Here is a 17,992-nt window from a genome sequence, read left to right as displayed (position 1 = left end):
ACAGAGCCCATGACGTCTCTGGTGCGCTCCGTCCGGCGAATCGCCCAGGCGATTGACGTCCGATCGCGGGAAGTCGCGCGCCTGACGGGCCTGACCCTGCCCCAACTTCTGGTGCTGCAGTCGATCCGCGACCTGGGCGAGGTCAGCACCAGCGCCATATCCCGCGACGTCTCCATGTCGCCGCCCACGGTGGTCGCCGTGTTGGACAAGCTGGAAGCCAAGGGGATGGCCGTGCGTTACCGCTCAACGATTGACCGTCGGATCGTCCATGTCCGGCTGACAGAGGCCGGGCGGGACGCCCTCGCCTCCTCGCCCGGCCTGTTCGGCGACGGCTTCATTTCAGGTTTCGGCCGATTGTCGGCGGACGACAGGGCGGCGATGGCGACGGCTGTGGATCGGCTGGCGACTATGATGCAGCCGCGCCCGCCTGCGTTTTCAGAAGACGGCGAAAGGGGCTGAGGACAACCGCCGTCAGCCGCCGCGCCACTCGCTGAGCAGCCTGCCGCTCGCATCCTCAAAGGCCACGCGGTCCAGGCGAACTGCGCCGATACAGACCGGCCGCTGATCGGGGCCGGCGGCGCGGCAGCGGATGGCGCGGCCGTCGGCGAAGGCGGCCATTCGCCCTTCCAGCACCAGCCGGTAGCCGCCGGACGGCGCCGGGGGCGGCTGGTCCCCTTCGCCCCTTACGACATATTCGTAGGCGCGACCGTTGCGGCGGCCGGTGCGCGGACCGTCCTGGTCGAAGACCGCCGCCAGGCCCACGGTCTGGGGAGACGGGGCAACGGGGCCGCCGGCCAGGGGATCGCCCTGGACGCCGGGACACCGTTCGGTCCTGAGCCAAGGACGGCTCACCCAAAAGCCCTCGACAGCCTCCCAGCTGTCGGCGCCCCCGGCGATCAAGGCTGAATCGGTCCAGTCTCCTGGAGCCAGCGTCAACTTGAGGGTGCGACGCCGGTCCCCCCAGGTCCAGCGGGCCAGGCCGCCGCCGGACACAGCGTCCCCGGCGGGCGGTGGAGTGGGCCCCGTACAGCCGAAGACCTGTCGCACCGAAAAGCGCCGACCGACCAGATCGGCGCCGCCGGGATCGCGGCCCGCCGCATAGGCCGAAGCGGCCACGTCCATGGCCTGCAGCAAGCTCGCCCGGTCCAGGGTCGGCGCAGGCGCGACCGAAACGACCGGGGCCTGGGTCTGGGCCTGGGTCTGAGGCGGAGCGGCTTCAGGCGCCGGCTCCTCGCGCTGGCAGCCCACCAGGACGGGACCAAGGAGGAGGACAGACGCCGCGAGCGCGACGACCGACGGGCGAGGCGACGCGATCGGTTCGAGCATGAACCAAGCCTAGCATAAGGTCGGTCGCTTTTGGGGCGGCCCTGCGAAAAAGGTTGACGAAGGGCGCGGAGAACGGTCTGCACACCCTATGACTTTCGACCAGATGGTTGCCCTGGCGGTGCTGATCGGCGTGGTCGGCGTCCTGATCCACGGCAAGCTGCGCGCCGACGTCGTCGCCCTGAGCGGCGCGGCCGTCCTGCTTTTGCTGGGCGTCGTGCGGCCGGTCGAGGTGCAGAGCGCCTTCGCCAGTCCGGCCGTCATCGCCCTGGCCGGCCTGTTCGTGATCGCCTACGCCATCGAATTGTCGGGCCTGCTGGGCCTGCTGATCCGGCAGGCGACCGGTCTGGCGGCCCGCGTCGGAGCCCAGGGGATCTGGATCGTCATCGGCCTGTGCGGCGCGGTGGGGGGCTTTTTGAACAACACCCCGGTGGTCGTCTTGGCCGCGCCGGTGATCCGCGACGTGGCCCAGTCGCTGAAGCTGTCGCCCAAACGTTTTCTGATGCCGCTGAGCCACGTCACCGTCATGGGCGGGCTTCTGACCTTGATCGGCACCTCGACGAACCTGTTGGTCAACGACATGGCGCGCAACGCCGGCCAGCCGGTCTTCGGCCTGTTCGAGATCACGCCGGTGGGTCTGTTCATCGCGATCGTCGGCGGCCTGTGGCTCTACTTCTTCGGGGCGCGACAGCTGGGTCGTTCCGTCGCCCAGGACGAGGCCCAGGCCGCGCGGCTGGCCGAGATGGAGGCGGCGCGACGGCGCGCCGAGGCCGAGGCGGCGAAGCGGCGCAAGCGCATCATCCCCTTCGGCCTGCCGCGCCTGGGCGAATCCCGCAATCAGGCGGACGGGTCGGGGGACGCCCATCTGGGCGACGTCACCCTGTATGAGGCGGCGGACCGCCCCTTCCGGCTGCGCCCGGCCATGATGTCCCTGGCGGTCTTCGTCCTGGTGATCGCCTCAGCGGCCCTGGGCTGGGCGCCGATCGCCGCCTCGGCCTTCGCCGGGGCCGTGGCGCTGATCCTGCTTCGGGTCATCACGCCGGAGGAAGCCTACGCCGGTCTGAGGCCGGAAATCCTGCTGCTGATCGCCGGCATGGTGGTGGTCGGAACCGCCATTGAGGTGACCGGCCTCGCCGCAGCCGGCGCCGAGCGACTGATCGACGTCATCCGCCCCATGGGGCCGTTCGGCGCCCTGGTCGTGCTCTATGGCGTCACCCTGTTTGCGACGGAGCTTCTGTCCAATGCGACCGTCGCCGTGCTGATCACCCCCATCGCCGTCGCCCTGGCGGAGAGCCTGGGCGTCGATCCCCGGCCCTTTTTGGTCGGGGTCATGATGGCCGCCTCAGCCGCCTTCGCCACCCCCTTCGGCTATCAGACCAATGTGCTGGTCTTCAACATGGGCGGCTACAGCTACATGGACTTCGTTCGCGTGGGGCTTCCGTTGAACCTGGCGACCTGGGTCGCGGCCATGGTGGCGATCCCGATCGTCTTTCCGTTCTGATCAAGCCTCAGGCTGCGGCGGCGTAGATCCGGTCCAGGGTCCGGGCCACCTCCACCAGCCGCTCGACCCCAGGGTCGTATCGCTTCCCTTCCGCAAGGGCCTGAGCCCAGGCCTGAGCGGCGCGGCCGCCCCAGTCGTCCGGCGGCGACGCCAGAACGCGCCGCGTCACGCCTTCAAACGCCGTGGCCTCGAAATCATAGAAGGAGCCGCCGAGATTGCGCAGGGCCGCCCCGCCCTTCTCGCCGTAGAAGGCCGCTTCGATCACCGCGTCCTGGCCCGCAGGCAGCCGCCATGAACAGGCCAGGCGGACAACCGCGCCGGATTTCAGGATCAGGGTCGCGACGGCGTAGTCTTCCGCCTCCTTGCGACCAGCCAGGGGACGACCCTGTCGCCGCAGATGCGCCTCGACCCCCGCCACCGCGTCATCCAGCAGCCACAGACACAGATCGACCAGATGGACGCCTAGATCCATGACGCATCCGCCGCCAGAGAGAGCCGCGTCGTAGAACCAGGGCTTGTCCGGTCCATAGGCGTTATGGAAGGTCAGATCGACCGCATGAACACGGCCCATGGCCCCCAACTCCAGCTGCGTCTTCAGAGCCTGAACGGCTGCGGTGAACCTGTAGCTGAGGTCCACCGCCAGCAGCCGGTTCGCGCGGCGGGCGGCGGCTATGGCGGCCTCGGTCTCCTGCGCGTTCCGGCCCAGCGGCTTCTGGCAGAAGACGGCGACGCCGGCGTCCAGGGCCCGTTGCGCCTGATCGGCGTGAAGCGCGCTGGGTGTGGCGATCACCAGACCGTCCAGATCCTGGGCCAGCAGATCGTCGAGGTCGGCGCAGACCGTCGCGTCAGGGGCGAGAACCAGGGCCTCGCGCGCCATGTCCGGGTCGGGCTCGGCGACGGCGACCGCCTCGATCCGGCCGGCGTCCAGCATGGCCGCCATCCGATGCCGCCCGATCCAGCCCACGCCCAGGAATCCCACGCGCGGGCGACGCAGTTCAGACGACGCGCCGCGTTGCAGAAGCAGATCGGTCATCGCATCCTCACCACCGCCTTCAGGAAGCCGTCCGGTCGGTCGCGGGTGGCGTCCAGCGCCTGGGCCAACTGTTCCAGCGGATAGGCGTGGGTGATCAGGTCGTTGAGGTCCAACTGCCCTGAGCGCACGGCCTCCACGGCCTCGCGCACCCCTTCAGCATAGACGGCGGGGTCGCGCTCATGGGCGTTGACGACATCCAGGCCGCGCCAGTTCCACAGCTGCATGTTGATCTGCCGCGGGCCGTCCTGGTGATAGCCGGCGATGACCAGCCGACCGCGTTCACGGGTCAGTTCGGCCGCCAGGTCCAGCGGCCAGGCCTTGCCGACCGCCTCGATCACCACATCGCAGAACCGCCCCTCCGTCAGTTCGGAGACCCTGGCGATCAAGGCGTAGTGGTCGTCCAGCGCCAGGGTTTCGACCGCCCCCATGCGACGGGCGACGTCCAGAGAATAGGGCCGCCGGGAAAGGGCGATGACGCGGGCGCCCGCATCAGTCGCCAACCGTGTCAGGATCGCCCCCAGAAAACCAATTCCGACGATGGCGACGGTCTGACCGGGCGAGATCCCGCTGCGCCGAAAGATGTTCATGGCGCAGCCCAGGGGTTCGCCCGCAAACGGCAGGCCGTCCAGTTCGGACGGCAGGGGCACCACCGCCGCCTGATCGGCGACGTCATATTCGGCGAAACTGCTCTGGGACAGGGCCGCGACCCGGTCGCCGACCGCGACACGCGATACGCCCTCGCCGACCGCATCCACGACGCCCCACCCTTCGTGGCCCAGCCCGCCGGGCGGCGTTGGAAAGGTCATCCAGTCCGGCCCCGCCCAAGGCGTCAGATTGGAGGCGCAGACGCCGCAGCCCTCCAGCCTGATCCGGACCTGACCCACGCCGGGTTCAGCCTGGGCACGCGCTGCACCTCCAGTTGACCGGGGCCTGTGACGACCGCCGCGCGCATGGTGTGCGTCTGGTCAAGAACCTCTGTCATCGTCTTCCTCATTTGATCGCGTGATCTGATCGAGAACGGCGTCCGGCGCGACGTCGCGGCGCAGCTCGTCCAGGTCTGGGTCCGTCTCCGAAAGTCCCGCGTGCGCGGCGAGGCGACCGACCAGATCAATCAGCCGGGTGATTTCGTGTTCGGCCAGCAGATTGATCTGCAGATCCAACTCCGCCCGCCCGTGCTCCGCCGCCGCCATCCGGTTCTGGCTGATCAGGACGAAGGTCGACAGGAAGATGGCCTCCACGGAGGCGGCCATGGCCAGGACGACCAGGGTCTCGTCGAAACGCCACGGCTCCGGAGCCAACAGGTTCCAGAGGATCCAGCCGCCGAAAATCAGCAGGTGCAGCAGCACGAACCCCATGCTCCCCGCGAATCCGGTGATGCGCTGGGCGAGCCGTTCCGGCCATGGCGCCGCCTCGGCCGCCTCTTTTCGCTGCGCACGCATGGCCTCGATATTGCGCCGCAGAACCTCCGCCATGTCGCCGTCGGCCCGCACCTCAGGCGCTGAGGGCCGGACGGTCGCTGACCACAATCGGGCGATCGGCGTCGAACCAGTTGATGGTGCGGCGCAGACCGTCAAGCAAGGCGGTGGTCGGGCGCCAATCCAGGACTGCATCGGCCTTGGCGATATCCGGACGGCGACGCCGCGGGTCGTCGGCGGGCAGCGGTCGGTGGACGATTCCGGAGCCGGAGCCGGTCAGATCAAGAATGACCTCGACCAGTTCGGACACCGTCAGCTCGACCGGATTGCCGAGGTTGATCGGTCCCGGCTGCGGTCCCTCATGCTCCATCAGGGCGATCAGGCCGCCGATCATGTCGTCCACATAGCAGAAGGACCGGCTCTGGCTGCCGTCGCCATAGATGGTGATCGGCGCGTCCGAAAGGGCCTGGGTGATCAGGTTGGAGACGACCCGACCGTCGGCCGCCGACAGGCGCGGCCCATAGGTGTTGAAGATCCGCGCCACGCGAACCTCGGCTCGCCCCGCCCGATCATAGTCGAAGACCAGGGTCTCGGCCGCCCGCTTGCCCTCGTCATAGCAGGCGCGCGGGCCGATCGGATTGACGTTGCCGCGATAGGTTTCCGGCTGGGGATGGACCTCCGGATCGCCGTAGACCTCGCTGGTGGAGGTCAGCAACAGACGCGCGCCGGTCTTCTCGGCCAGTTGCAGCAGGTTACGAACCCCGAGGATGCAGGTCAGCATCGTATGCTCCGGATCCTGCTGATACTGCGGCGGCGAAGCAGCGCAGGCCAGGTCGTAGATGCGGTCGAACCCACGGGCGGCGATCCGCTCCGGCAGGGGGTCGACGATGTCGTGGCGCACGAACTCGAACCGCGGCTGTTTCATCGCGTCCTTGAGGTTCGCCAGGTCGCCCGTCTGCAGATTGTCGAGGCAGACGACGTGGCGACCTTCCGCCAACAAACGGTCGCACAGGTGCGAACCGAGGAAACCGGCGCCGCCGGCGACCAGGACGGTGCGGGTGTCGGATATGGACTTCATAGGTCGGTCCTTCGTCTTGGCCCGTGGAGCCGCGATCAACTCACGCTCCAGAGTGTGGGCGCGGTGGGAGGGGGTGTGTTCGGACAGGATGCGACGGCGCGCGGCCTCGCCCATCGCCCGAGCCTGATCCACAGGCGCGGACAGCGCCTCGATCACCGTCTCGGCGGCGTCGGCCAGCAGGATCTCCTCGCCCGGGGTGAAGAGCGTCTCGATGCCAGGCCAGGCGTCTGAAATGATCGGGCAGCCGCAAGAGCCGGCCTCGAACAGCCGGATCGAGGGGCTGTGCCCGGCCGCCCGCATGTCCGCGCGAGTGACGTTCAGGGTGAAGCGGCTGGCGGCGTAGAAGGCCGGATGGTCGGCCGGGGGCAGATGGTCGATCCGCTCGACATTCTGGGGCCAGTCGATGTCGTCGGGATACTGAGGGCCCGCCACCACGAAGCGACGATCCGGCATACGCCGGGCCGGCTCCAGCAGCAGACGCTCCAATGTCGGCTGACGATCCGGGCTGTAGGTGCCGAGGTAGGACAGATCCCACCGCGGAGCGGCGGCTTGCGGTCGATAGGCCTCGGGGTCCGCCGAACAATAGAGGGCGCGGGCCGCCGGCGCGCCGTGGTCGCGCTCCAGACGCTCGAGCATCGCCCCGCCGGTGAAGGAGAAATAGATGTCGTAGTTCGCAATCTGGTCGGCTCGCAGATAGTCGCAGTCGTCTTGCGCCAGCCGGGCCAGGGTCACAGGGGTGTCGATGTCGTAGAAGGCGACCACGCCCGTCGCCGTGCGACGCGCCCACCGGCCGACCTCGATCCCCTGGGGCACATATGAGCCGACCAGGACGGCGTCTGCGCTGCGCACCTCGTCGGCGAAACGCTCCAGATCCTGCAGATCCGAATAGAAGTCGAGGCGGCAATAGGGCGGGTCCGACACATCGCGGTGCGCCGCATACCAAGGGGTTTCCCGCTCCAGGAACACCACCTCGTGTCCCCGGTCCGCGAAGGCGGACAGCAGGGCGCGGAAGGTCACGGCGTGGCCATTGCCCCAGGCGGACGACAGGCTGAGCCCCAGCACGACCAGCTTCATGCCGCGCTCCTTTCGCGGCGCGCCGCGAGCCGTTCGCGGAACAGGGCGTCCACCGCCTCGGCCCGCTGGGCGTAGGTATGGTCCGCCAGGACGCGGTCGCGCGCCGCCCGGCCGATGGCCTGCGCCCGTTCCGGCGTCAGGGCGGCCAGATGCGCCGCCACGTCCTGGCCGTCGCGCGCCACCAGCACTTCGACGTCCGGCTTCAGAAACTGTTCGACGCCTTCCCAATAGTCGGTGATCAGGCAGGCCCCGGCGCCGGTGGCCTCGAACACCCGCGTGGCGGGCGAGAAGCCGACCTCGGCCATGCTGTCGCGGGCGACGTTCAGCACCGCCAGGGGCGTACAGTTGAAGGCGTTGTGCTGGGCCGTGCCCACATGACCGATGGTCTGGACGTTCGCCGACATGGCCTTGTCGGCCCAGCCGTTGCCGCCCAGCAGAAACCGGCGTTGCGGCAGGGCGGCGGCGGGCTCCAGAAAGAAGGTCTCGATCCGGCGTTCCCGATCCGGCAGTCGATTGGCCAGGAGCGCGAGGTCGGCGGAGAAGCCGGGGTCCGGCTGGACGGGATGATGGGTGGCGGGATCGAGCGCATTATAGATCGGACGGCAGTCGCGGGCGCCGAGCGCTTGGAACGCCTGCACGACCGGAGCGCCGCCGCCATAGGTCAGGACGTGATCAATCTGCGGCAGGACCCGCCGCAGCGGATGATCGGGCGCGGCCTTCACCTCCGCCAGGGTGGCGGGGGCGTCCACGTCCCAGTAGACGGTCAGGGCGTCGGGGCGCGCCAGGTCGAACACGCCCAGCAGGACGTCGTCGAACACGCCGACGCCGGAAGCCTTGACCACTACGTCGGCCTCCACGGCGCGCGCCATGGCTGTCTTGCAGCCTTCGACGGTGTTGTCCCACACCACCACCTCAGCCCAGTCCGGCGCATCAATGTCGCGATGCTGCTGCCGGTCGAAGGCGTCGGGTTCCAGAAACAGGATGTCCCATCCGCGTTCGGCCAAGGCGCCCAGCAGGCCGCGATAATAGGTGGCCGCGCCGTTCCAGTAGGACGACAGCAGGCTGGAGCCGTAAAAGGCGATCTTCATTCCGCAATCTCCATGACGGGGTGGAAGGTTGGAACGGGATCTGCGGCGGGCGCGCCGAGCCGCCCCAGCACCGCCATCAGTTCATCGACCCGGTGTGCGCAGGTGTGGCGGGCGCGGATTGCAGCCAGTCCGTGGTCGGTCAGTTCCGCGCGCAGGCCTGCGTCCGACTTGACCGCCCGGAGCGCCGAGGCCATTTCGCTGCCGGACCGCACCATCAGGAAGTCACGACCGACCTCGAACAGGCCCTCGCTGTCCGTCCACGGCGCGCTGATCAGGGGGATTCCACAGGCCAGGGCTTCGAAAACGCGAATGGTCGGAATGCCCGGAAGCGTCTCGACGTAGAAACGGCGCGGGACGTGAACGGTCGCCAGGCGCCGTGCGAACACCCCCGGCGCGGCCGCATTGGCCAGCCAGCCGTGATAGCGGACGTCGTAGCGGTCCAGCAGGCGCCGCGCCGCCTCGGGATAGCGGACGCCGTAGAGATCAAGGGCAAGGCCGCTCGCCGCCGCCGGGGCGAACAGAAATCGCTCCAGCTCCGCAGTCCGCTCCCCGTCGCCCCAGTTGCCGACCCAGACCAGTCCTTCCCGGCCCTGCTGCTCAAGCGGAGGATGGAACAGGCGGACGTCGGCCGCCTCATGCCAGACGAAGACGCGATCGCCCCAGCCCCATCGGCGGTACACCGCCGCCAGGGTCTCACCGAAGGCGAGCACTCCGTCATATTCCGACAGGTCGAAAGCCTGCATGGCCTCCGGCTCGCTGACGGCCCGGTGGTGGGTGTCGTGAAACAACAGAGTAAAGCGGCCCCGCCCCCGCGCGCGACCGACGGCCGCCACCAGCGCCGGATCGTTCCATTCATGCACGATGACCAGGTCCGCCCCGTCCAGCGCCCGATCCACATCGAGGGGCGGATGGAAGCGGCGGCTGACCAGTTCGGGATAGGCTTGCCGATAGGGCGCCAGTCCGTCTTCGCCATGGTCCGCGATCAGATTGGCGCGGCTCCAGGCGTCGTGCGGCTCCCACGCCTCGACCTGATGGCCGCGGGCGATCAGTTCGCGCAGCACCCCCCGCAGGAAATGCACATTGCCGTGGTTCCAGCACGACTCCAGCGAATGGGTGAAATAGACGATCTTCACGCCGCCGCCTCCCCGAAGGGGGCGCGCTGGGCCAAGGCCTCGGCATAGACGGCCAGGGTTCCCTCGACCATGGCCTCGAGGCTGAACTGTTCGGCGCGCTCGGCCGCCAGCCGTCCCAGGCGGCGCGCGCGGTCGGCGTCTTCCAGCAGTTCATCCAGAACGACCGCCAGCGCGGCGTCGTCTTGCGGAGAGACGAACAGCGCCGCCCCCTCCCAAAGCTCGCGGAAGGTCGGAATATCGGCCAAGACCAGGGCGCATCCCGCCTGGGCCGCCTCCAGCACGCCCAGGCCGAAGGGCTCGTAAAGCGACGGGGCGCAGAAGATTGACGCCAGTCGAAGCCTTTGCTGCAAGTCGGTGGGGCTCAGCGCGCCCAGGGGCTGGATCCGGTCCAGATGAACCGACTGACCGTTCGGTCCTTCAAGCGGACCGGCGGCCTCGACCCGGCCCCGCATCCGTCGGGCGGCCCGTTCGAGGGTCGCAATATTCTTGCCCTCGTCCCACAGCCGGCCCGAGGTCAGAACCTGCCGGCGCCGGGGAACCGGGCGGGTTCCAATGGGACGGCGGCCGTTTCGAACCGTAGCGGGCAGGACGCCGTAGCGCGCCGCCGTCGTCTGCATGAAGGCGAAACTGGGGGCGATCAGACGGTCACAACGCCGGTAGCCCTGGGCGAGCCGCTCCGTCCGCCAGGCGAAATCCTCCGGCAAGGCCGTTCCACGCACCGCGTCCCACCAGGTCGCCACGCAGGAGTGACAAACCCCGACCACGGGCGCGCCCCAGTCCTCGTCGCCCCGCAAGGCGGGGCTGTTAAGGTGCACCAGATCCACGCCGTTCTGGGCCGCCAAACCGCGCAGGGCCCGCGCCGTCTGGTCCAGCGGGCGGGGACCGTCCGCCAGCCAGTCGAGCGTCCCCCCCCGCATCGACCAGCGTGAGCCCCCCAATCTGTTCGGCGGCTCGTCGCTGGGCGGGACGGGGCGCAGGGCCCGACACGGCTAGGGTGATGCGGACGCCGCGCGCCGACAGGCCTTCCGCCAGATCCAGCGCATAGGTCCAGACGCCGCCCACGGCGTCGGTGGTCATCAGCACGTGACGGGGGACCAGACTCATGCCGCCGCCGAGCCGATGCGGGCGTCCAGTCGCCGTTCCGCCCGCAGCCAGTCCGCCAGGTCCGACACGCCCGGCCGCCAGGACTTGACCGCGCCCAGCCCCAGGGCGCGGTGGGCCGCCGAGGCGTCGGCGACGAAGTAGCGCTGATCCCCGGCCCGCCAGTCCTCAAACTGCAGTTCGGTCGCGCGACCGAGCAGTCGGTCGATATGAGCGATCAATCCCCTCAGGCTGACGGCGTTCTCAGGCCCGCCGCCCAGGTTGAAGGCGCGGCCCGACACGGCCTCGATCCGCTTCCAGGCCGCGACATAGGCGTCGACCGCGTCGGACACGTCCAGAATATCGCGCACCTGCCGGCCGTCGCCGTAAAGGGTGATCGGGGCGCCTTCCAGCGCCCGGATCAGGAAATGGGCGACCCAGCCCTGGTCCTCCGTACCCATCTGACGGGAACCGTAGATGCAGCTCATCCGCAGCACGCAGGTCGGCACGTCGTAGCTGCGGGCATAGTCCAGCACATACTGGTCGGCCGCGCCTTTGGAGCAGCCGTAGGGCGTGTGGAAGTCCAGCGGCCGCCGTTCGTCCACGCCCCGCGTCCGCAGGGCCGCATCCGTCGGCAGCCAGGCCTCGTTCTGAACGCCCAGCTCGATGTCGCCCAGGTCGCCGTAGACCTTGTTCGTGCTGGCGAAAACGACCGGAGTGCGTCGCCGGCGCGCCGCCTCCAGGACGTTCAGCGTCCCGACCAGATTGACGTCGAAGTCGTTGCGGGGATCAGCCAAACTGGTCGTCACCGCCACCTGGGCGGCCAGGTGAAAGACCACGTCCGCCTGGGCGATCGCCGTCTCGACCGCCTCGGCCTGGCGCACGTCGGCCGCCAGGTGCCGGACCTGTGCGCCGTGGCGCAGCAGCAGCCATTTGAGGTTTCCCTCCACCCCCGGCCGCGCCAGGGTGTCCAGCACCACGATCTCATGCCCCTGGCCGGCCAGGCGGTCGGCGAGGTTGGAGCCGATGAAACCGGCGCCGCCCGTGATCAGGACCCGGCTCATGCCACCAGCCCCCGACGTTCCAGCTCGCCGCGCGCCTGATCGACCCGGTCCTGGGCTTCCTGACGCGCCACCCATTCGGCCAGTTCCTCAAGACCTGCCGCGAAGTCCTGACGTGATTCATAGCCGAGTTGCTCGCGGGCCTTCGTCAGATCGGGAATATTGTGGCGGATGTCGCCCGCCCTGGCCTTGTTGGTGATCAGTGGCTCGATATCGGGCCGCCCCATCGAGGCCGCCTGCAGCCGCGCCACGTCCTCGACGGTGCGGTCCTCCCCAGAGCCGATGTTGAAGACCTCCCCGTTCGCCTCCGGCTTCTCCAGCGCCAGAAGGAAGGCGCGCGCGACATCCGAGACATGCACGAAGTCGCGCCTCTGCAGGCCGTCCTCGAACACCATCGGCGCCTGACCGTTGGCGATACGGGAGGCGAAGATGGCCAGGACGCCGGTGTAGGGATTGGAAAGGGCCTGCCCCGGCCCGTAGATGTTCCAGAGCCGCAGGGCGCAGCTTTCCATCCCGTATTGGGCCGTCAGGGTCAGGGTGAGCCGTTCCTGAACGAATTTGTTGATCGCATAGACGCTCTTCAGCGCCGGCGACTTGGTCTCTGGCGTCGGCACGGGGATCAGCGCACGCCCCTGGTCGTCCGTGGGGTCCCATGAGCCGTCCGGGTTCCGGGCGCCGCGCACCACCTCCTGACGCAAATCGCCGTCTTCAGTGCGGTACAGGCCCTCGCCGTAGATGCTCATCGAGGAGGCGACGACCACCCGCTGCACCGGCTGGTCGATCAACTGCTGGAACAGCACCGCCGTGCCGTAATCATTGACCGAGGTGTAGCGGTCGATCGCATACATGCTCTGGCCGACGCCGACCTCCGCCGCCAGGTGAACGACCTTGTCCACCCCCTGAAGCGCCGCCCGGACCCGGTCCTCGTCGCGAATGTCGCCGACCACCAGTTCGACCTCGGGGTCCAATTCGTCGGGCCGCGCGCCGGTGGGGTGGACCTGCTCGATCAGGCTGTCCAGCGCCCTCACCCTGTGGCCCTGTTCAAGCAAGGATCGGGCGAGATGACGGCCGACGAAGCCCGCGCCGCCGGTGATCAGGACAGTGTTCGCCATGGGGATCTCCGGCTCAGCGCTGCACGAATTTGGAGAAGCGGCTCGTTTCGCCGCCGCTCGTATGGTCCTGCGCAAGCAAGGCCAGGTCGCTGTCTTCGAAGATGCGGAAGAAGTCGTCCCAGGAGATCTCCTCCAGCGCCTCTTCCTTGTCGCCGAAGTCGAACCTCAGCACCCCGCCGCCGTCGGCGTCGGCCGTGCTGGCCACGCGAGAAGGCCTGGCGCCGCGGGCCTCGGCCCAGGCGCGGATGTCGTCATGATCAGTCAGGCGGTTCGCTTCGGACATGGTGCAGCTCCGGCAGGTTCACCCGAGCAACAGCTTCTTCTACCCATCTGTTCCGATATTCGGAGCGTTCAATTTTGAACATATTGCGCTAGCACTTCCCTTTCCGCCTTTTCTTTCAATGTTCAAAATTCGACACAAGAACATATATCGTCCGCTTCGATCCTTGATCTGACGGATACTTGGCCAGTTCACGGAACCGGGAGCTTTGTAGATCCTTCCTCTTGCTGCGGCCGATCGGGTCGCGGAACGGCGAAGGGACCAGCCAATGCAGCGAAAATCCGTTCGGATCGGCGTCGTGGGCGTGGGCAACTGCGCTTCGTCCTTCGTGCAGGGCCTGGCCCATTACGCGGCGGCCCCCAGCAACGCCCCTCCGCCCGGGCTGATGAACGTCGAACTCGGCGGTTATCGTATCGAAGACATGGAAATGGTCAGCGCCTTCGACATCCATGCGGCCAAGGTCGGCCGCGACTTGTCGGACGCCGTCTTCGCCCCGCCGAACAACACCTTCCGCTTCGCCTCCCCCGGCCCCTCGGGCGTCACCGTCCAGCGCGGACCGACGTTGGACGGGATCGGCCGATACATGATCGACGACCTGGAAGAGAGCGCCGCTCCCCCCGTCGATGTGGCCCAGGCCTTACGCGACAGCGGAACCCAGGTGCTGGTCTCCTACCTGCCCGTGGGATCGCAAAAGGCCACCGAATATTACGCCGAACAGGCGCTGCGGGCCGGCTGCGCCTTCGTCAACTGCATTCCGGTATTCATCGCCTCTGACCCAGGCTGGGCGAAGCGGTTCAGCGACGCCGGACTGCCGCTCGTCGGCGACGACATCAAGAGCCAGGTCGGCGCCACCATCGTTCACCGGGTTCTGGCCAATCTGATGCGTGAGCGGGGCGTGCGCGTGGATCGCACCTATCAGCTCAACTTCGGCGGCAATTCCGACTTCAAGAACATGCTGGAGCGCGAAAGACTGACGTCGAAGAAGATTTCCAAGACCCAGGCGGTCACCAGTCAATTCGAGACGCCCCTGGCCGACGACGACGTCCATGTCGGCCCCAGTGATTTCGTCCCGTGGCTGACCGACCGCAAATGGGCGCACATCCGTCTGGAGGGCACCACCTTCGGCGACGTGCCGATCAGCATGGAGGTCAAGCTGGAGGTCTGGGACAGTCCCAACAGCGCCGGCGTCGTCATCGACGCCGTCCGATGCGCCAAGGTGGCGATGGATCGCGGCGTGTCAGGGCCTCTGATCGGGCCGTCCAGCTGGTTCATGAAATCCCCCCCGGAACAGTTCACGGACGAGGAGGCGCGCGAACGGACGCTGCGCTTCATCCGCGGCGAGGAGCCCGCCCCTGCCCCGCGCGCCGCTCGCCTGGTCTCGTGACGATCATCCACCTGATCCGACACGGAACCCACGATCTTGTGTCCCGACGGCTTTGCGGACGCACCCCTGGCGTGGGTCTGAGCGACACAGGAAGACGTCAAGCTCAGGCTCTGGCGCGCGCCTTCCCCCGACTTGATCGGGTGCTGACCAGCCCCCTGGACCGGACGCGAGAGACCGCCGCCGTGATAGCCGCCGCCCACTCCGGTCGGCTCGAAGAGGAAGCCGCCTTGAACGAAATTGATTTCGGGGACTGGACCGGCCGGGATTTCGCCCAACTGGACGCCCTGCCCGAATGGCGCCGGTGGAACGCCGCCCGCGACCAAGGCCGGGCGCCGAACGGCGAGTCGATGCTGGAGGTCCAAGGCCGCCTGTCCCGCTGGCTGGAGACGATGGCGGCCGCCGACGCCGGAGCCGTGGCGGCGGTCAGCCACGCCGACGTGATCAAGTCGGTCGTCGCCCTGACTCTGGGGCTTTCGCTGCGACACCACGATCGGTTCGAGATCGCGCCGGGGTCGATCACCACCGTCTCGGCGACGCCGGAACACCTGTCCCTTCTTCGCCTGAATGAGGTTCCTCATGGCTGAACTCAGCGCCGCGCAGGTTCGCGCTCGGGTGGCCGAACTCGGCCCCTGGTTTCACAATATGGAGCTGAAGGGGGTTCGCACCGCGCCGGATCACTTCCTCCACGACTATCCCGCCAACAAGTTCGCCCGCTTCGCCCATGTGATCCCCGATGATCTGAGCGGGCGCAGCGTGCTCGATATCGGCTGCAACGCCGGCTTCTACTCGCTGGAGATGAAGCGGCGGGGGGCGAACCGGGTGCTGGGCGTCGATTTCGACGACCGCTATCTGGACCAGGCGCGGCTCGCCGCCGAGGTCGAAGACGCGGATATCGAGTTCCGCAAACTGTCGGTCTACGACCTGGCCAAACTCGGCGAACGGTTCGACCTCGTCATCTTCATGGGCGTCCTCTACCACCTGCGCCACCCGCTGCTGGCGCTGGACCTGATCCACGAGCACGTGGCCGACGACCTGCTTCTGTTCCAGTCGATGCAACGCGGCGCGAATGAAATCTTTGAACCCGAAATCGACTACGACTTCAGCCAGACTGCGCATTTCGACCGGCCCGACTATCCGAAGCTGCACTTCATCGAGCACCGCTACGCCGGGGACTGGACCAACTGGTGGGCGCCCAACGCCTCGGCCAGCGCGGCCATGCTGCGTAGCGCGGGGTTCCAGGTGCTGGATCGACCGGAGGAGGAAGTCTTCCTGTGTCGCCGCACAGAACGACCGACCGAGGCCGGCGCCGTCTATCCCGCCCGCTCGCCCCTCAACGGCCATGACAAGACCAAGGAGCCGCGCCGATGATCGAGGCCGTCAAGATCTGGAACGAACCGAACAACAAGTCCCACTGGGACCCCCTGCTGGACCCCGAATGGGCGCGTTTCGCCGAGATGACGCGGCTGGCCGGGGCCGCTGTCCGGGCGGAGAACTCCACGGTGACCCGCGTCCTGGGCGGGATGTCCCCCATCGACCCTTCCTTCGTTCGGCGACTGGAGGAGATGGGGGTGATGGAGGCGATCGACGTGGTCGCCGTCCATGGTTTTCCCCTGGACTGGAACCTGTGGCCCATCGACGAATGGCCCGCGCGAATTGACGAGATCAAGGCGGTCGCCGACAAGCCGGTCTGGGTGACGGAGGTCGGGGTCTCCGCCTTCGGCTCCGAAGAGGTTCAGGCCTGGGGTGTGAAAAAGACCGCCGAACTGCTGATCGGCAAGGCGCCCCGCATCCACTGGTACAGCCTGTACAACCTGCCCCGCACCTGGGAGGCCACGACACGGCATCGGGAGGCTGAGGGATCGTCCTACTACCGGCACTTCCACATGGGCCTGTTGCGCGAGGACGGCTCGCCCAAGCCGGCGCTGGAGGCCTTCCGGCCCTATGCGGCCGACATGGGGGTCTGCCAGTGGTTTCACTTCCAGGATCACAGGCTGGACGATGCGGTCCGATGGCTGAAGGACCTTGGCGTGCGTCGGCTGCGCACCGGCCTGTCCTGGGCGGACCGTTATCGCGACGGCGCCCTGGATTGGTTCGACCGGCAGATGGAGACCTTAGCCGACTTCGACGTGACCGTGACCTTCTGCTTCACGCCCGAGCATCGCGGCCTGGAGCCCCACCACACCAGCCCGCCGCAGGTCGCCGAAGAGTTCGCAGACTTCTGCGCCGAGATGACCGCCCGCTATGCGCCGGCCGGACCTCAGGATGCGGCGATCAGCCCAGCACGGCTGATCGCGTGATGCGCCCCGCCTCGTCTGCAGACAGGCGGCGCCCCCGCCCAAAGTCGGCGGCGCCCGGTCCGGTCGAGCCGAAGGTCGCGAATCGCGCCTCCTCCGGCTGAAGCATGGTGCGCGGATTGCCGTCGCGCCCCGTGTACCACATCTCCGTCCAGCCCTCCCGGGCGATGTGGTCGTCCATCCAGCAGTCCACAAAGGCGGCCGCGCCGACGTAACGGGGATCGCCGTATCGCCCATCGGGAAAGGCGCTGGACGGCCGCCAGGGTCGGCCCAAGAAGACGGAGCCCGGACGAACATCGGCGTCCTTGGTCAACCGGCAGTCTTTGAAGACGAAGCCGAACGGCTGATCGATCGGGGTGCTGGGCGCGGTGACGTAACCCTCGATCGGATCGGCCGGACGTGTGCGCGATCGGATTTCGCAGCCTTCGAACCAGGCGCGCCCGCCGCCGAAGATGAAGTCATAGCTGCCGGTGATCAGACAACGGTCGAACAGGGTCGATCCCGCATCGGGGAACAGGGTGTCCTGGTAGCTGAGGATGTCGCAGGCGCGCACCACCGCCCGGTCGGAACCCTTGTCCATCATCAGGGCGACCGCCTGAGGACCGGCGCCGTTGTGAGAATGCAGGCCGTTCGACTTGGTCATCTCCGCCAGGCCGTCGAAGGCGTTGTTGATCGTCAGGGTCTCGGCGTGAAAATCCGGGGCGCGGACGAACAGAGTCGCGGTGCGGAAGGTGCCCCAGGGCCGCCCGTCCGGCGCCGCCAGACCGGAGGCGGCCAGATGGTTGATCACTGAACCGCTGCGGTCTTCACCGATCAGATGGACGAAGGGCTTGTCCACCACCACCTGTTCGGTCCAGATCCCGCGCGTGATCAGGATGCGGAACGGCCGCGTCCCGTTCGCCGGGGCGGCGGCGATGGCGGCCGACAGGCTGGAATAGGCCGGGGCGGCGAAGGTCCGCCCCGAGGCGGGTTTGGCGACCACCGCATCATAGGCCCGCGCCCTCGACCAGGCGGGCGGACTGACCGTCGCGAGCGGCAAGGCGGCGCCGGCGGCCAGGACAGAACGACGATGAAGCAGCGGGTTCATGGCGTCTCCGAATGAAAAGCGGGCGCCGACCGGCGAACCGGCCGACGCC

18 protein-coding genes are annotated in these 17,992 nt (G+C 68.1%); 6 read left to right on the top strand and 12 right to left on the bottom strand.

Translation table 11 applies throughout. The annotated features are described in order from the left end of the window. The first annotated feature begins 9 nt into the window (after positions 1-9). Complete coding sequence (locus tag JL11_RS07105) at positions 10-459, top strand: MarR family winged helix-turn-helix transcriptional regulator (RefSeq protein ID WP_054765042.1); 450 nt, start codon at positions 10-12, stop codon at positions 457-459. A 12-nt stretch (positions 460-471) separates the two neighbouring features. On the opposite strand, the gene JL11_RS07100 is transcribed toward JL11_RS07105, so the two are convergent. Then, positions 472-1,326 (bottom strand): hypothetical protein, encoded by an 855-nt coding sequence (locus JL11_RS07100; RefSeq protein WP_054765041.1) that lies wholly within the window; start codon positions 1,324-1,326, stop codon positions 472-474. An 88-nt stretch (positions 1,327-1,414) separates the two neighbouring features. On the opposite strand from JL11_RS07100, the gene JL11_RS07095 reads away from it, so the two are divergent. Further along, positions 1,415-2,824: an SLC13 family permease gene (locus JL11_RS07095; RefSeq protein ID WP_054765040.1), complete on the top strand. Its 1,410-nt coding sequence runs from the start codon at positions 1,415-1,417 to the stop codon at positions 2,822-2,824. Positions 2,825-2,831: 7 nt separating this feature from the next. Here the strand turns inward: JL11_RS07095 and JL11_RS07090 are convergent, their stop codons facing one another. From JL11_RS07090 to JL11_RS07045, 10 genes are all read right to left on the bottom strand, one after another. Next, a complete protein-coding gene (locus JL11_RS07090) occupies positions 2,832-3,857 on the bottom strand; it encodes a Gfo/Idh/MocA family protein (protein ID WP_054765039.1) in 1,026 nt (341 codons plus the stop codon). Continuing rightward, entirely contained in the window at positions 3,854-4,741 is an 888-nt protein-coding gene (locus JL11_RS07085; protein WP_197273354.1) for an MDR/zinc-dependent alcohol dehydrogenase-like family protein, read from the bottom strand. Before JL11_RS07085 ends, JL11_RS07090 begins: the two co-directional genes overlap by 4 nt. Positions 4,742-4,822: 81 nt before the next feature. Next, positions 4,823-5,329 carry a DUF1003 domain-containing protein gene (locus tag JL11_RS07080; protein ID WP_054766862.1) on the bottom strand — a complete coding sequence of 169 codons (507 nt, stop codon included), beginning with the start codon at positions 5,327-5,329 and terminating at the stop codon, positions 4,823-4,825. A 19-nt stretch (positions 5,330-5,348) separates the two neighbouring features. After that, positions 5,349-7,424, bottom strand: coding sequence for a bifunctional glycosyltransferase/UDP-glucuronate decarboxylase (locus tag JL11_RS17905; RefSeq protein WP_231681424.1), 2,076 nt, complete (start codon positions 7,422-7,424; stop codon positions 5,349-5,351). Beyond that, positions 7,421-8,512 (bottom strand): CgeB family protein, encoded by a 1,092-nt coding sequence (locus tag JL11_RS07070; RefSeq protein WP_054765038.1) that lies wholly within the window; start codon positions 8,510-8,512, stop codon positions 7,421-7,423. The genes JL11_RS17905 and JL11_RS07070 overlap by 4 nt, the downstream gene beginning before the upstream one ends. Continuing rightward, entirely contained in the window at positions 8,509-9,645 is a 1,137-nt protein-coding gene (locus JL11_RS07065; protein WP_054765037.1) for a CgeB family protein, read from the bottom strand. The genes JL11_RS07070 and JL11_RS07065 overlap by 4 nt, the downstream gene beginning before the upstream one ends. After that, positions 9,642-10,562, bottom strand: a complete 921-nt coding sequence (locus tag JL11_RS07060; RefSeq protein ID WP_197273353.1) for a glycosyltransferase family 4 protein — start codon at positions 10,560-10,562, stop codon at positions 9,642-9,644. The genes JL11_RS07065 and JL11_RS07060 overlap by 4 nt, the downstream gene beginning before the upstream one ends. A gap of 183 nt (positions 10,563-10,745) precedes the next feature. Continuing rightward, the gene (locus JL11_RS07055; protein WP_054765036.1) at positions 10,746-11,789 is read right to left on the bottom strand and encodes an SDR family NAD(P)-dependent oxidoreductase; all 1,044 of its coding nucleotides are present in this window, start codon (positions 11,787-11,789) and stop codon (positions 10,746-10,748) included. Continuing rightward, entirely contained in the window at positions 11,786-12,898 is a 1,113-nt protein-coding gene (locus JL11_RS07050; RefSeq protein ID WP_054765035.1) for an NAD-dependent epimerase/dehydratase family protein, read from the bottom strand. The genes JL11_RS07055 and JL11_RS07050 overlap by 4 nt, the downstream gene beginning before the upstream one ends. Positions 12,899-12,911: 13 nt before the next feature. Beyond that, on the bottom strand, positions 12,912-13,181 hold the full coding sequence (locus JL11_RS07045) for a hypothetical protein (protein WP_054765034.1): 270 nt from the start codon (positions 13,179-13,181) through the stop codon (positions 12,912-12,914). Between the two features lie 265 nt (positions 13,182-13,446). Here JL11_RS07045 and JL11_RS07040 point away from each other — a divergent pair, with 265 nt between their 5' ends. The 4 genes from JL11_RS07040 to JL11_RS07025 are packed head-to-tail and all read left to right on the top strand — an operon-like array spanning position 13,447 to position 16,859. After that, on the top strand, positions 13,447-14,562 hold the full coding sequence (locus tag JL11_RS07040; RefSeq protein WP_054765033.1) for an inositol-3-phosphate synthase: 1,116 nt from the start codon (positions 13,447-13,449) through the stop codon (positions 14,560-14,562). Then, positions 14,559-15,146 (top strand): histidine phosphatase family protein, encoded by a 588-nt coding sequence (locus JL11_RS07035; protein WP_227976070.1) that lies wholly within the window; start codon positions 14,559-14,561, stop codon positions 15,144-15,146. Before JL11_RS07040 ends, JL11_RS07035 begins: the two co-directional genes overlap by 4 nt. Then, on the top strand, positions 15,139-15,930 hold the full coding sequence (locus JL11_RS07030) for a TIGR04290 family methyltransferase (RefSeq protein ID WP_054765031.1): 792 nt from the start codon (positions 15,139-15,141) through the stop codon (positions 15,928-15,930). The genes JL11_RS07035 and JL11_RS07030 overlap by 8 nt, the downstream gene beginning before the upstream one ends. Next, a complete protein-coding gene (locus JL11_RS07025; RefSeq protein ID WP_054765030.1) occupies positions 15,927-16,859 on the top strand; it encodes a beta-xylosidase in 933 nt (310 codons plus the stop codon). Before JL11_RS07030 ends, JL11_RS07025 begins: the two co-directional genes overlap by 4 nt. On the opposite strand, the gene JL11_RS07020 is transcribed toward JL11_RS07025, so the two are convergent. Further along, on the bottom strand, positions 16,834-17,943 hold the full coding sequence (locus JL11_RS07020; protein ID WP_054765029.1) for a pectinesterase family protein: 1,110 nt from the start codon (positions 17,941-17,943) through the stop codon (positions 16,834-16,836). The genes JL11_RS07025 and JL11_RS07020 overlap by 26 nt on opposite strands. Between the last annotated feature and the right edge of the window lie 49 nt (positions 17,944-17,992).

Source organism: Brevundimonas sp. DS20 (assembly GCF_001310255.1).
GTDB classification, from domain to species: domain Bacteria; phylum Pseudomonadota; class Alphaproteobacteria; order Caulobacterales; family Caulobacteraceae; genus Brevundimonas; species Brevundimonas aurantiaca.
The sequence above is the reverse complement of the archived record's forward strand: the minus strand, read 5'-3'. Positions and strand labels throughout refer to the sequence as shown.